The 12,772-nt window shown below is 68.2% G+C and carries 14 protein-coding genes; 10 read left to right on the top strand and 4 right to left on the bottom strand.

Annotated features, from left to right (window positions below):
• Nucleotides 1-13: 13 nt before the first annotated feature.
• Nucleotides 14-1,393, bottom strand: coding sequence for a cysteine--tRNA ligase (gene cysS / locus ASE31_RS00225; RefSeq protein WP_057199531.1), 1,380 nt, complete (start codon nucleotides 1,391-1,393; stop codon nucleotides 14-16).
• A 217-nt stretch (nucleotides 1,394-1,610) separates the two neighbouring features.
• On the opposite strand from cysS, the gene ASE31_RS00220 reads away from it, so the two are divergent.
• From ASE31_RS00220 to ASE31_RS00195, 6 genes are all read left to right on the top strand, one after another.
• Nucleotides 1,611-2,693 carry a tetratricopeptide repeat protein gene (locus tag ASE31_RS00220; protein ID WP_057199530.1) on the top strand — a complete coding sequence of 361 codons (1,083 nt, stop codon included), beginning with the start codon at nucleotides 1,611-1,613 and terminating at the stop codon, nucleotides 2,691-2,693.
• 81 nt (nucleotides 2,694-2,774) lie between these two features.
• Nucleotides 2,775-4,055, top strand: coding sequence for a L,D-transpeptidase family protein (locus ASE31_RS00215; protein ID WP_057199529.1), 1,281 nt, complete (start codon nucleotides 2,775-2,777; stop codon nucleotides 4,053-4,055).
• Nucleotides 4,052-4,624 (top strand): peptidylprolyl isomerase, encoded by a 573-nt coding sequence (locus ASE31_RS00210; protein ID WP_057199528.1) that lies wholly within the window; start codon nucleotides 4,052-4,054, stop codon nucleotides 4,622-4,624. The genes ASE31_RS00215 and ASE31_RS00210 overlap by 4 nt, the downstream gene beginning before the upstream one ends.
• 35 nt (nucleotides 4,625-4,659) lie before the next feature.
• Nucleotides 4,660-5,166 (top strand): peptidylprolyl isomerase, encoded by a 507-nt coding sequence (locus ASE31_RS00205; protein ID WP_057199527.1) that lies wholly within the window; start codon nucleotides 4,660-4,662, stop codon nucleotides 5,164-5,166.
• A 24-nt stretch (nucleotides 5,167-5,190) separates the two neighbouring features.
• A complete protein-coding gene (locus tag ASE31_RS00200) occupies nucleotides 5,191-5,970 on the top strand; it encodes a UDP-2,3-diacylglucosamine diphosphatase (protein WP_057199526.1) in 780 nt (259 codons plus the stop codon).
• 49 nt (nucleotides 5,971-6,019) lie between these two features.
• On the top strand, nucleotides 6,020-6,853 hold the full coding sequence (locus ASE31_RS00195) for a zinc-dependent peptidase (protein WP_057199525.1): 834 nt from the start codon (nucleotides 6,020-6,022) through the stop codon (nucleotides 6,851-6,853).
• A 6-nt stretch (nucleotides 6,854-6,859) separates the two neighbouring features.
• Here ASE31_RS00195 and ASE31_RS00190 read toward each other — a convergent pair whose 3' ends face one another.
• From ASE31_RS00190 to ASE31_RS00180, 3 genes are all read right to left on the bottom strand, one after another.
• The gene (locus ASE31_RS00190; protein ID WP_057199524.1) at nucleotides 6,860-7,183 is read right to left on the bottom strand and encodes a hypothetical protein; all 324 of its coding nucleotides are present in this window, start codon (nucleotides 7,181-7,183) and stop codon (nucleotides 6,860-6,862) included.
• Between the two features lie 140 nt (nucleotides 7,184-7,323).
• On the bottom strand, nucleotides 7,324-8,544 hold the full coding sequence (locus ASE31_RS00185; RefSeq protein WP_235514167.1) for an alpha/beta hydrolase: 1,221 nt from the start codon (nucleotides 8,542-8,544) through the stop codon (nucleotides 7,324-7,326).
• On the bottom strand, nucleotides 8,544-8,714 hold the full coding sequence (locus ASE31_RS00180; RefSeq protein ID WP_235514166.1) for a hypothetical protein: 171 nt from the start codon (nucleotides 8,712-8,714) through the stop codon (nucleotides 8,544-8,546). The genes ASE31_RS00185 and ASE31_RS00180 overlap by 1 nt, the downstream gene beginning before the upstream one ends.
• Nucleotides 8,715-8,811: 97 nt before the next feature.
• Here ASE31_RS00180 and ASE31_RS00175 point away from each other — a divergent pair, with 97 nt between their 5' ends.
• The 4 genes from ASE31_RS00175 to ASE31_RS00160 all read left to right on the top strand — a co-directional run bounded on the left by ASE31_RS00175 (nucleotide 8,812) and on the right by ASE31_RS00160 (nucleotide 12,723).
• Nucleotides 8,812-9,480: a transcriptional regulator gene (locus ASE31_RS00175; RefSeq protein WP_057199522.1), complete on the top strand. Its 669-nt coding sequence runs from the start codon at nucleotides 8,812-8,814 to the stop codon at nucleotides 9,478-9,480.
• Nucleotides 9,477-10,478: an ornithine cyclodeaminase family protein gene (locus tag ASE31_RS00170; RefSeq protein WP_057199521.1), complete on the top strand. Its 1,002-nt coding sequence runs from the start codon at nucleotides 9,477-9,479 to the stop codon at nucleotides 10,476-10,478. Before ASE31_RS00175 ends, ASE31_RS00170 begins: the two co-directional genes overlap by 4 nt.
• Before the next feature lie 61 nt (nucleotides 10,479-10,539).
• Nucleotides 10,540-11,523 carry a threo-3-hydroxy-L-aspartate ammonia-lyase gene (locus ASE31_RS00165; RefSeq protein WP_057199520.1) on the top strand — a complete coding sequence of 328 codons (984 nt, stop codon included), beginning with the start codon at nucleotides 10,540-10,542 and terminating at the stop codon, nucleotides 11,521-11,523.
• Between the two features lie 27 nt (nucleotides 11,524-11,550).
• A complete protein-coding gene (locus ASE31_RS00160) occupies nucleotides 11,551-12,723 on the top strand; it encodes a DSD1 family PLP-dependent enzyme (protein ID WP_057199519.1) in 1,173 nt (390 codons plus the stop codon).
• The last annotated feature ends 49 nt before the right edge of the window (nucleotides 12,724-12,772 follow it).

Raw genomic sequence — 12,772 nt, 5'->3', positions numbered from 1 at the left:
GGGGGCATGCGGGTCACTGGGCGGCTTCCCAGGTGGTGCCAGCGACGGAATCCTTGAGCACGATGCCCTGGGCCAGCAGCGCCTGGCGGATGCGGTCGGCTTCGGCGAAATTCTTGGCGGCCTTGGCGGCGGCGCGGGCAGCGATCTGCTCGCCGATGGCGGCTTCGTCCAGCCCGGCACCGGCCTTCAGGAAGGCCTCTGGTTCGCCCTGCAGAATGCCCAGGCAAGCGCCCAGCGCCTTGAGCAGCCCGGCCAGCTCGGCCGAGCGGGTCTTGTTCACCTCGCCTGCCAGGTCGAACAGCACGGCCATGGCCTCGGGCGTGCCGAAGTCTTCGTCCATGGCCGCCTTGAAGCGCGCAGCGTGGGGCGCGGCCCAGTCGATGGCGGCCACGGGGGCCGGGGCCACCAGGCTGAGCGCGGTGTACAGGCGTTTGAGGGCCTGGCGCGCGTCGTCCAGGTGGGCGTCGCTGTAGTTCAGGGCGCTGCGGTAGTGGGCACGCACGATGAAAAAGCGCACCGTCTCGGCGTCGTACTTCGCCAGCACCTCGCGGATGGTGAAGAAGTTGCCGAGCGACTTGCTCATCTTCTCGTTGTCCACGCGCACAAAACCGTTGTGCACCCAGAACTTCGCCAGCGGCTTGCCGTTGGCGCCTTCGCTCTGGGCGATCTCGTTCTCGTGGTGCGGGAACTGCAGGTCCATACCGCCGCCGTGGATGTCGAAGGTCTCGCCCAGCGTGGCGCCGCACATGGCCGAGCACTCGATGTGCCAGCCGGGGCGGCCCGAGCCGAATGCGCTGTCCCACTTGGCCTCGGGCGGCTCTTCAGGCTTGGAGGCCTTCCACAATACGAAATCGAGTGGGTCTTCCTTGCCGTCGAGCACGGCCACGCGCTCGCCGGCGCGCAGCTCGTCGATGGACTTGCCCGAGAGCTTGCCGTAGCCGTCGAACTTGCGCACCGAGTAGTTCACGTCGCCATTGCTGGCGCGGTAGGCCAGGCCCTTGCCTTCCAGGGCGCCGATGAGCGAGAGCATCTGCGGCACGTATTCGGTGGCGCGCGGCTCGATCGAGGGCGGCTCGATGCCCAGGGCCGCGATGTCGGCGTGCATGGCGGCGATCATCTCGTCCGTGAGGGCTCGGATGGTGATGCCGCGCTCCAGCGCCCGCCGGATGATCTTGTCGTCGATGTCGGTGATGTTGCGCACGTAGGTCACGCGCAGGTCGCTGGCCTTGAGCCAGCGCTGCACCACGTCGAACGCCATCATCATGCGGGCGTGACCGATGTGGCACAGGTCATAAATCGTCATGCCGCACACGTACATGCGCACGTGGCCAGATTCGAGCGGGGAAAAGTTCTCCAACTCACGCGAAAGCGTGTTGTAGATGCGCAAACTCATGGGATGTCAGTCAGGGGGAAACCGAAAGGGGGTGTGGGTGAAGCCCGTTCACCCGGCAGCAGCGGGAACAGGCCCCTCGGGGGGCGCGTTCGTCAGCGAACGCCCATCGAAATCACCAGCGGCAACAGCGCACCGTCATGACCACCCCCTCAGCTACAATCCGCCGCAGTATAAGCCCCGCCAGGGTTCGACGCTGTCCATCACCTTCCATACCCTCATGAAGCAACCAGTCCGCCGCACCCTCCCCCGAATTTTGCGCCTGCTGGCCCTGACGGCATTGGTGGGCACCACCCTGGCACATGCGGCCGACGACTACGCCGACATCACGCAGTTGCTCAAGGCCGGCAAGGCGGGCGAAGCCCTGACCAAGGCCGACCAGCGCCTGGCCACCAGCCCGCGCGACCCGCAACTGCGCTTTCTGCGCGGCGTGGCCCAGTCCGACTCGGGCAAGCCCACCGAGGCCATTGCCACCTTCACCAAGCTGACCGAAGAGTACCCCGAGCTGCCCGAGCCCTACAACAACCTGGCCGTGCTCTACGCCAACCAGAACCAGCTGGACAAGGCCCGCACCGCGCTGGAAATGGCCATCCGCACCAACCCCAGCTACGCCACCGCGCACGAGAACCTGGGCGACATCTACGCCAAGCTGGCCAGCCAGGCCTACAACAAGGCCCTGCAGCTCGACGCGACCAACGCCAACTCGGTCAAGCCCAAGCTGGCGCTGATCCGCGAGCTGTTCTCGGCCGACCCGTCGGGCAAGGCCCGCCCTGCCGCTGCAGCCCCCTCACCTTCACTCTCACCCGCACCTGCCGTGGTCGCCACGCAGCGCCCTGCCCCAGCCGCAGCCGCTGCGCCCGCCGCACCGGCGCCTGCTCCAGTGGCACCTGCTCCAACACCCGCTCCTGCCCCGGCACCCGCTGCAGCGGCACCCGCTCCTGCCGCGGCAGCTGCTGCGCCCGCATCCACCCAGGAAGTCACCGCCGCCGTGCAGGCCTGGGCCGCCGCCTGGGCCGCAAAGGACATGAAGGCCTACCTGGGCGCCTACGACAAGGACTTCGACCCGCCAGGCCGCCAGACCCGCGCCGCCTGGGAGAAAGAGCGCGAAGCGCGCATCGTGGGCAAATCCAAGATCGCGGTGCAGGTCTCCGACATCACCGTGAGCGTGAGCGGCAACAAGGCCACGGCGCGCTTTCGCCAGGCCTACAGCGCCGATGCGCTCAACGTGACCAGCCGCAAGACGCTGGACCTGGTGCAGAACGGCGGCCGCTGGGCCATCGTGCGGGAAGCCACCGGCGGCTGATGGTGGTGCACGACATGGCGACGGCGCCCACCCTGTGGGCTGGCGAGCAGCTTCGAACCAGCCGCTGACCGACTGACGGACATGATGGTGGATTCGCCCCGCTGGGGCCGCCGCACGGCGGCCGTTGTGCTGTTGCTGGCTGCCGCTGCGCAGGCAGCGCCCGCCTTCGCCCAGAATCCGCAAAACCGCATGCGCGGTGCCGGCGCCGCCAAACCGGCCAAAGCCCCCGAGAACCTGCGTGACGGCCAGGCCGAGGCGCGGTTGATGGAGGTCTACCAGCTCACCGGCCAGGGCCGTGGCCGCGAGGCCCTGGCCCGCGCCGAAAGCCTGGCACGCGACTACCCCAACTTCCAGCTCGCGCAACTGGCGCTCGGTGACCTGCTCAACGCCCGCGTGCGCCCCGTGCGCAAGCTCGGCGACGTGCCCGAGGCCGATGCCGCGCGTGCCCCCGAAGCCGGCGGCATGCTCGACGAGCTGCGCACCGAGTCGCTGCAGCGCGTGCAGGCGCACAAGAACCGCCCGGGCGCCGACCGCATACCCGCACAGTTCCTGGAGCTGTCCAGCCGCTCGCGCCACGCGATCGCCATCGACGCATCGCGCTCGCGCCTGTACCTCTTCGAGAACACACCCAAGGGCCTGCAGCTGGTGGCCGACTACTACGCCTCGGTGGGCAAGCTGGGCATCGAGAAGCTGGTCGAGGGCGACCAGCGCACCCCCCTGGGCGTGTACTTCATCACCAGCCGCCTGGACCCGGTCACGCTCAAGGACTTCTACGGCGCCGGCGCCCTGCCCATCAACTACCCCAATCCGCTGGACCAGAGCCGGGGCAAGACCGGCAGCGGCATCTGGCTGCACGGCACACCGCCCGACCAGTTCGCGCGCGCCCCCCTGGCCACCGATGGCTGCGTGGTGCTGGCCAACCCCGACCTGGAGCGCATCCTGCGCCAGGTGGAGCCCCGCTCCACCCCCGTGGTGATTGCCCGCCAGCTGCAATGGGTGGCCGCACACAGCGTGCAGGCCGAGCGCAATGCCTTCGAGGCCGTGCTCAACGCCTGGCGCACCGCCAAGTCGCAGGGCGACATGGCGCGGCTGACGGGTTTTTACGCCCCCGATTTCCAGAGCTACCGGCAAAAGCCCCTGTCCGAGTGGACCACGGTGCTGCAGGCCGAGTCGCGCGCCTTGAAGGGCCGTGAAATACAGCTCAAGGACAAGTCTTACCTGCGCTGGACAGACGCCGCCGACACCATGGTGGTAACGTTCGGCGAAGTCGCCGAAGGCGCACGCACCGGCCCCGTCAAGCGCCAGTACTGGAAGCGCAAGGGCCAGCAATGGCAAATATTCTTTGAAGGAGTGATTGGATGATTTCCAAGAGAAACGCGGCCCTGTCGCTGGCCGGCATCGCACTGTCGGCCCTGGTCGGCCTGGCAACCCCCGCCCACGCGCAGGATGCGCCCAAGGTCAAGCTCACCACCTCCGTGGGCGACATCGTGCTGCAACTCGACCCCGCCAAGGCCCCCAAGACGGTGGAGAACTTTCTGGCCTACGTGAACGCCAAGCACTACGACGGCACCATCTTCCACCGCGTGATCAACAACTTCATGATCCAGGGCGGCGGTTTCACGCCCGACATGCAGCAAAAGTCCACCCGGCCGCCGATCCCGCTGGAGGCCAAGAACGGCCTCAAGAACGACACCTACACCGTGGCCATGGCACGCACCTCCAACCCGGAGTCGGCCACCGCCCAGTTCTTCATCAACGTGAAGAACAACGACAGCCTGAACGCCCCCAGCCCTGACGGCCATGGCTACGCCGTGTTCGGCAAGGTGATCAGCGGCGCCGACGTGGTCGACAAGATCAAGGCCGTGCCCACCGGGCGCGGCGACGTGCCCACCACCCCCATCGTCATCACGTCCGCCACGGTCGTGAAGTAATCCCCTTTTTTACCCATTCAGAAGGAAGCATTGCCATGAGCAACCCCCAAGTCGAACTGCACATCACCGGCTACGGTGTCATCACCCTCGAACTCGACGCTGAAAAGGCCCCCAAGTCGGCCGAGAACTTCCTGGCCTACGTGAACAAGGGCCACTACAACAACACCATCTTCCACCGCGTGATCCCCGGCTTCATGGTGCAAGGCGGCGGTTTCGAACCCGGCATGGCGCAAAAGCCCAGCGACGCTCCGATCCAGAACGAAGCCAACAACGGCCTGAAGAACGCCAACTACACCGTGGCCATGGCCCGCACGAGCGACCCGCACTCTGCCACTGCCCAGTTCTTCATCAACGTGGCCGACAACGGCTTTCTGAACCACACCGCCCCCTCGGCCCAGGGCTGGGGCTATGCCGTGTTCGGCAAGGTGGTCGGTGGTGCCGACGTGGTGGACAAGATCAAGGCCGTGAAGACGGGCCGCAAGGGCTTCCATGATGACGTGCCGAAAGACGACGTGATCATCGAAAAAGCGGTCGCCCTGTAAACCAGCGCTTTCGCCGTCACCCCCGTGACCACGACCGTGCCCCGGTTCGAGGAGCTCACCGCTCCCTCGCACTGGCGCACGGTCGATTTCATTTCGGACCTGCACCTGCAGGCCAGCGAGCCCGCCACCGTGGCCGCGTTCCGGCACTACCTGCAGACCACTCCGGTCGACGCCCTGTTCATCCTGGGTGACCTGTTCGAGGTGTGGGTGGGCGACGATGCCATGGACGAGCCCGGCAGCTTCGAGGCCGAGGGCTGCGCTGCGCTGTCCGCCGCGTCACAGCGCCTGCCGCTGTACTTCATGCACGGCAACCGCGACTTCCTGGCCGGCCCGGCCTTTCTGCAGCGCACGGGCATGGTCGGCCTGGCGGACCCCACCGTGCTGGTCTTCGGCGAGCAGCGCATCGTGCTGAGCCACGGCGATCTGCTGTGCCTCGCCGACGTGGACTACCAGCGCTTTCGCGTGCAGGCGCGCAGCAGTGCCTGGCAGCAGGCCTTTCTGGCCCAGCCCCTGGCCACGCGCCGCGCCCAGGCGCGCGGCATCCGCCAGGAAAGCGAGGCCAAGAAGCAATCGGGCACCACCTATGCCGATCTGGACGGCCCTGCCACCATCGACTGGCTGCAGGCGGCAGGCGCCAGCACCCTGGTCCACGGCCACACCCACCGCCCTGCGCAGCACACGCTTGCGCCAGGGCTCACCCGCGTGGTGCTCAGCGACTGGGACGCAGCGGCATTGCCCCCCCGGCTGGAAACACTGCGTTTGTCGAACGCGGGCTTGGAACGCGTCACCCTCGGCCCAAAGTAAGAGGGGTCTTGATTCCATGCGCATGCTTTTGTTGGCATGCTCTGACACCATGCCCCCCATCCTGAACCGGCTCTGGCGCCGCGTGCGCACCACCGTGGCCCCCGTGCCCGACATCTCGGCCACGCTGTGGCTGCAGACGCTGCAGCGCTATCCCTTCCTTGCCGCCTTGTCGCTGCACGACCAGTCCAAGCTGCGCGCGCTGAGCGCCCTCTTTTTGCACCACAAGCGCTTTCACGGCGCGCACGGCATGGAGGTGACCGACGCCATGGCCATCGACATCGCAGCACAGGCCTGCCTGCCCCTGCTGCACTGGGGCGACCCGGCCAAGGCCCTCGCGTGGTACGACGATTTCGTCGGCATCGTGCTGCACCCCGGCGAGGCCGTGGCCAAACGGCAGACCGTGGACGAGGCCGGCGTGGTGCACGAACACGAGCAGGTTCTGCTGGGCGAGGCCATGGACCGCGGCCCCATCATGCTCAGCTGGGAGCACGCCTCCAACGGCCGCGAGAACACCGAGCGCGGCACCAACGTGGTGGTGCATGAGTTCGTGCACAAGCTCGACATGCGCGGCAGCGGCGAGCCCAACGGCTGCCCGCCCCTGCCCGCAGGCTTCATGGGCGCCCGCACCGGCCGCGGTGCGTACGAGGCCTGGTGGAATGCCTGGGAGCCCGCGTACGCGGACTTTCGCGAGGCGGTGATCAAGGCCGAGCGCTTCGGCGCCGAGATGCCCTGGCTCGATGCCTACGGCGCCACCTCGCCCTCCGAATTCTTCGCCGTGGCCTGCGAGGCGTACTTCGTCAACCGCGCGCGCTTCGCTGTGGAGTTCTCTGGCCTGGTCCCGGTGCTGGATGCGTTTTTCAAAAGGCCCGTGGTGGCGCACTGACTCGCATCACGCCTGCCACACCCCGAACCCGGCCGAGCGCAGGTCGATGCCGACTTCGATCTCGCGGTCCACCGCGTCCTGGTAGCTCATGGGGTTGAAGCCCTCGTACAGATCGGGCAGCAGGCGCAGCCCGTACTGCTGCACGAAGCGGTTGGCCTGGATGCCCGCCTTGTGCTTGTCGAAGCGCACATCCGGGTCCAGCCCGGTCATGCCCACGTACACGCAGGGCTTGCCCTCGATGTAGTTCGGGTTGCACCTGCGGAACTTGCGTTCGCTGAGCACCGCCATGGAGAGTTCCACGACGTAGACGTTGTGATGGGGTTTGGGCATGGGTTGGGGGCGCCCGGGATCAAGCAACCTGGGCAGGGTACCCACTGTAAAACCAAATCGGCGCATTTGCAGCGACCGGGCCTGTGCGCCAACAGCGGCCCAGCCGTTGGCCGCGGCAAGCCTCTTGATGCTCCGCGAGCTCACTGGGCGGCCAGCACTTCGCGCATGACTTCGGCCTGCCAGTCAAAGTAGGGGTTGAAGGTCAGCCGTGCATGCACCTTGGCACTCTCGCGGTAGCCCCAGTCCGAATACCACACCGGCTCGCCCGCCATGCAGCGGGCCTGGTCGGCGGCGTCCTGCCCGTTCCAGCACATGCGCTGGGTGCCTTCGGTGCCGTAGAGCGGGTTGGCCGGCGAAAACAGCACACCCATGTGCGAGAACTGGCTGATGCGCTGCTCGGGCAGCTTGTCGGTGCGTACCAGCACACGCGTGCGCTGCCCGGAGCTTTCGCGCCCCGGCATGGCGGCATCACGACCCGCAGGCAGTTCGCCATACCAGATGAGGCGGCTGGCGGGGTGGGTGAAGCGGGTCTCGAAGGTGCCGAGCACATGCTCCACATCCACCACCGAGTCGTGCTGCGCCAGCACCAGCAGGGCCGGCCGGGCATAGGGCTGGCGCGCGATCTTCTCGCGCACGGCGGCAGCACTGCGGTAGTACTGCGCAAAGCCATTGGTGGGCACGTTGAGGTAGCGCAGGGGGGTCTGCTGGGGCTGCGCGGAGTCGGGCTGGCGCAGCCAGGTGCGTACGCGTGCCACCCAGGGCACGATCCAGTCCAGCGGCACGCCCGACTTGAGGGCCGGTGAAAAGAGCACCAGGCCCGCGACCTCGGGGTGGTCCAGCGCGTACTCCAGCGCCAGGTTGGCACCGGTGGAAAAGCCGCCCAGGTAGACCTCTGGAACCTCCTGCGCCAGCAGGGCCGCCTGCTCGGCCACCAGGCGGCGCCAGTCGTTCAGGTCCACGCCGATCAGGTCGGCCGGGCGCGTGCCGTGGCCGGGCAGCAGCGCCGTGCGCACCAGAAAGCCCTGGCCCGCCAGCGCCTGCCCGATGTCGGCAAACGACCAGGGCGAATCGCCCAGGCCGTGGAACAGCACCACGCCCTTGCGCGCGGGCTGCGCGGGCCGCCACTCCATGGGCGCGTTGCGCGCCAGTTCGCTGTCGTGCTCGTCACTCTGGAAGGCACGGTGCTGCGCCATCCAATCCTGCGTTTCGGTGCGGTACTGGGCAAAGCTGCCCTGGCCCAGCGGCACCATGGGCCCGCGCGGTGCAGCGCAGCCCGCGCACAGCATGGCGGCCACCAGCAACAGGCCCACGCGGCAGGGCCACCGCAGAGCGGCATGGCTTTTGTGAACGGGCTGCACCATCAGAGCCGGCACCGGTAGCCCGGGCGCGGGCCGGTGGTGCTGTAGCAGTCCCCCAGCGGGCTGTAGTGGATGCCGCTGCCCAGATGGGTGCTGCGCAGGCCCAGCTCGGGGTTGACGCCGGCATCGCCCTGGTGGGCCCGGAACTGGGGCAGTGCTTCGGAGGTTTTCACGCCGTCATGGTAGTCCACCAGGCCGAGCGGCAGGCATCCCATGCCCGTTGGTCGTCTGATTTTTGACAATTTATCCATTTTTGGATAAATTATCCAAATGGCAAAACGCACTCCCTCCTCTGCCCCGCACCGCACCCCCGAACAAAAGGCCCTGCTCTCCCAGATCGAGCAGGTGGCCCAGGGCCTCGCTGCCACCTTTGCGCCGTTCTGCGAAGTGGTGGTGCACGACCTGCTGGACCCGGGCCAGTCCATCCTGGCGATCCACAACAACCTCTCGGGCCGCTCGGTCGGTGAGCCGACGACCGAGCTGGGCCTGGCGCGCATCGCCGACCCCGACTACCCGCAGGTCATCGCCAACTACGCCAACCAGTTTTCCGATGGGCGCCAGGCCAAGAGCACCTCGGTGGGCATCAAGGATTCGTCGGGCGAGTACATCGCCGCGCTGTGCCTGAACGTGGACCTCACGCTGTTTCGCAGCCTGCAGAGCGTGGTGGGGCAGTTCACCGCCATCGACGGGGACACGGGGCTCACCGAGTCGCTCGACCCGGCGGGCGCCGATGCCATCCGCCTGCGCATCGACCAGTTCGCAGCGCGCCTGTCCACCGCGCCACGCGCACTCAAGGCAGCCGAGCGGCGCGCGCTGCTGCGCGAGCTCAGGGAGTCGGGCAGCCTGGAGGTGCGCCGCGCGATGGAGGTGGTGGCGCAGCACCTGGGCGTATCGCGTGCCACGGTGTACGGCGACGCACGTGGTGAGCTGACAGCATGAACAGCGCCACCACCGCACCGGCCCCCCGTGCGCGGGCGCAACTGCTGCTGCTCGACACGCACCAGGTCGGCGCCCTGCTGCAGCCGCAGGACGTGCTGCGCGCCGTGCACGAGGCCTTCACCCTGCACAGCCAGCGCGCGGGCCGGGTGTTCCCCGTGGTGCGCGAGGCATTACCCACGGGCGGGGTGTTCGGTATCAAGTCGGGCGACGTGCCCGCCCAAGGGCTGCTGGGCTTCAAGGCCGCAGGCTTCTGGCCCGCCAACCGCGCGCAGGGTGGCGAGCCGCACCAGGCCACCGTCATGCTGATCGACCCGGCCACGGGCCGCCCGCTGTGCCTGCTGGACGGCAATGCCATCACCACCGAGCGCACGGGCGCGGCCGGCGCGCTAGGGCTGCAGCACCTGGCGCGCGCGGACAGCGAACAGCTGTGCCTCTTTGGCACCGGCGTGCAGGCGCGCGTGCAACTGCGCTTTGCGCTGCAGGTGCTGCCCGCACTGCGGCGGGTGCGCTATGTGGCGCACGATGGGCGGCGCAACGAGGGCTTCGAGGCGGCTTTTGCCGACCGCTGCGACATCGCCCTGGCCACCGATGCGAATGAAGCTGTGGCCGCCAGCGATGTGGTCGTCACCGCCACGCCGGGCGGTGGCGCGCTGTTCGACGCAGCCGCCGTGCAGCCGGGCACCCACATCAACGCCGTGGGCACCGACACCCAAGGCAAGCGCGAGCTGCCCGTAGGCCTGCTGCAGCGCGCCCGCGTGTTCGTGGACGACGCCACACAGGCGCGCCAGATTGGCGAGGCGCAATGGGCACCGCCCGGCCTGCCCTGCGGCGAACTGGGCGATGTGCTCACCGGCCAGGTGCAGGTGGCGCGCGGCGCGCAGGACATCACCGTGTTCGACATGACGGGCCTGGCCCTGCAGGACCTGACCGTCGCTCGCATGCTGCACACCCAGGCGCTCGCGCAGGGCCTGAGCACTGAGATTGACTGGCCGTGGTGACACCGGCCCTGTCCTCTTCATTCCGTTCCCATCCCGCTTTCAACCACCATCCATCGTTGCCATGACCACTACCACCCCCATCGCCAACCGCCTTCCCACCTACGACGACGTCGTGGCCGCCGCCGGCCGCATCGCGGGCGTTGCGCACCGCACGCCGGTGCTCACCTCGCGCATCCTCGACGAAGAACTGGGCGCCCAGGTGTTCTTCAAGTGCGAGAACCTGCAGCGCATGGGCGCGTTCAAGTTCCGCGGTGCGTACAACGCGCTGGCCCGGTTCGACGCCACGCAGCGCAAGGCCGGGGTGATCGCGTTCTCGTCGGGCAACCACGCGCAGGGCATCGCCCTGGCCGCGCGCGAGCTGGGCATGCCGGCCACCATCGTCATGCCGCAGGACGCCCCCGCCGCCAAGATTGCGGCCACGCAGGGCTACGGCGCCAACGTGGTGTTCTACGACCGCTACACGCAGGACCGCGAGCAGATCACCCGCGACCTGGCCGAGCGCGATGGCCTGACCATGATCCCGCCGTACGACCATGCCGACGTGCTGGCCGGCCAGGGCACGGCGGCCAAGGAGTTGTTCGAAGAAGTGGGCGAGCTCGACGCCTTCTTCGTCTGCCTGGGCGGCGGCGGTTTGCTCTCGGGCTCGGCCCTGTCCACGCGCGCGCTGTCGCCCCGCTGCAAGCTCTACGGCGTGGAGCCCGAGGCGGGCAACGACGGGCAGCAGTCGTTTCGCAGCGGCTCCATCGTGCACATCGACACGCCCCAGACCATTGCCGATGGCGCGCAGACGCAGCACCTGGGGCAGATCACCTTCCCCATCATCCGCCGCGACGTGGACGACATCCTCACCGTGAGCGATGCGCAGCTGGTGGACGCCATGCGCTTCTTCGCCACGCGCATGAAGCTGGTGGTGGAGCCCACGGGCTGCCTGGGCTTTGCGGCGGCGCGTGCACGCGCCGCCGAGCTCAAGGGCAAGAAGGTGGGCGTGCTGATCAGCGGCGGCAACGTCGACATGGAGCGTTTCTGCAGCCTGCTCGCCGGCTGATCCCGCGAGCGAAAAGGAGCCCCCGCCATGCAAGAAGCAACAGCCAACCACCCCAGGACTCCCCTGGCGCAGATCGACACCCCCGCCGCGCTGATCGAGCTGCCACGCATGCAGCGCAACATCGCGCGCATGCAGCAGCGCATGAACGCGCTGGGTGTGCGCTTTCGCCCGCACGCCAAGACGGCCAAGTGCCCGGCCGTGACGGATGCGCAGATCGCCGCCGGCGCGCAGGGCATCACGGTCTCCACCCTCAAGGAGGCAGCGCAGTTTTTTGCCCACGGCATCACCGACATCCTCTACGCCGTGGGCACTGTGCCGCACAAGCTGCCCCAGGTGCTGGCGCTGCGCCGCCAGGGCTGCGACCTGAAGATCATCACCGACAACATCGCCGCCGCCCAGGCCATCGTGGACTTCGGCCGCGAGCACGGCGAGGTGTTCGAAGTGCTGATCGAAGTGGACACCGACGGCCACCGCTCGGGCATCCGCCCCGACGAGGCCGCACTGCTCGACGTGGGCCGCGCCCTGCACGCGGGCGGCATGCGCCTGGCCGGCGTCCTGACGCACGCGGGCGGCAGCTACGACCTGAACACCCCCGAGGCCCTCACGGCCCTGGCCGAGCAGGAGCGCGCTGGCTGCGTGCACGCCGCCGAGCGCCTGCGCGCGGCGGGACTGCCCTGCGCCGTGGTGAGCGTGGGCTCCACGCCCACGGCGCTGTCGGCGCGCGACCTCACGGGCGTGACCGAGGTGCGCGCGGGCGTGTATGTGTTGTTCGACCTGGTGATGCACAACGTGGGCGTGTGCAGCACCGACGACATCGCCCTGAGCGTGCTGACCACCGTGATCGGCCACCAGGTGGACAAGGGCTGGGCCATCGTCGACGCCGGCTGGATGGCCATGAGCCGCGACCGGGGTACGCAAAAGCAGTCGCACGACTATGGCTATGGGCAGGTGTGCGATGTGGATGGGACGGTGCTCGACGGCTATGTGCTCAGTGGTGCGAACCAGGAGCATGGGATTTTGTCGCTGGCCGGTGGATCCGGGTCGCCGGACGTGGGCGATATTGCGCGGCGGTTTCCGGTGGGGAGGCAGTTGCGGATATTGCCGAACCATGCGTGTGCCACGGGGGCGCAGTATGGGGAGTATCGGGCGGTGGAGGGTGGGGTTGTGGTGGGGGAGTGGAGTCGTTTTGGGGGGTGGTGATGTTGGCCTCTCATGGCACTGTTTGTCATGGTTGCTGCTTGCCTTGGTT

The sequence above is a fragment of the Acidovorax sp. Root217 genome (assembly GCF_001428645.1).
Lineage (GTDB): Bacteria > Pseudomonadota > Gammaproteobacteria > Burkholderiales > Burkholderiaceae_C > Acidovorax.
This window is presented reverse-complemented; position numbering and strand designations above follow the sequence as displayed.

Coding starts and splice junctions, on each gene's coding strand:
- ASE31_RS00165 (WP_057199520.1), top strand. CDS start 10,540: ATGACCACTACCACCCCCATCGCCAACCGCCTTCCCACCTACGACGAC.
- ASE31_RS00190 (WP_057199524.1), bottom strand. CDS start 7,183: ATGCCCAAACCCCATCACAACGTCTACGTCGTGGAACTCTCCATGGCG.
- ASE31_RS00185 (WP_235514167.1), bottom strand. CDS start 8,544: ATGGTGCAGCCCGTTCACAAAAGCCATGCCGCTCTGCGGTGGCCCTGC.
- ASE31_RS00215 (WP_057199529.1), top strand. CDS start 2,775: ATGATGGTGGATTCGCCCCGCTGGGGCCGCCGCACGGCGGCCGTTGTG.
- ASE31_RS00170 (WP_057199521.1), top strand. CDS start 9,477: ATGAACAGCGCCACCACCGCACCGGCCCCCCGTGCGCGGGCGCAACTG.
- ASE31_RS00195 (WP_057199525.1), top strand. CDS start 6,020: ATGCCCCCCATCCTGAACCGGCTCTGGCGCCGCGTGCGCACCACCGTG.
- ASE31_RS00210 (WP_057199528.1), top strand. CDS start 4,052: ATGATTTCCAAGAGAAACGCGGCCCTGTCGCTGGCCGGCATCGCACTG.
- ASE31_RS00220 (WP_057199530.1), top strand. CDS start 1,611: ATGAAGCAACCAGTCCGCCGCACCCTCCCCCGAATTTTGCGCCTGCTG.
- ASE31_RS00175 (WP_057199522.1), top strand. CDS start 8,812: ATGGCAAAACGCACTCCCTCCTCTGCCCCGCACCGCACCCCCGAACAA.
- ASE31_RS00205 (WP_057199527.1), top strand. CDS start 4,660: ATGAGCAACCCCCAAGTCGAACTGCACATCACCGGCTACGGTGTCATC.
- ASE31_RS00160 (WP_057199519.1), top strand. CDS start 11,551: ATGCAAGAAGCAACAGCCAACCACCCCAGGACTCCCCTGGCGCAGATC.
- cysS (WP_057199531.1), bottom strand. CDS start 1,393: ATGAGTTTGCGCATCTACAACACGCTTTCGCGTGAGTTGGAGAACTTT.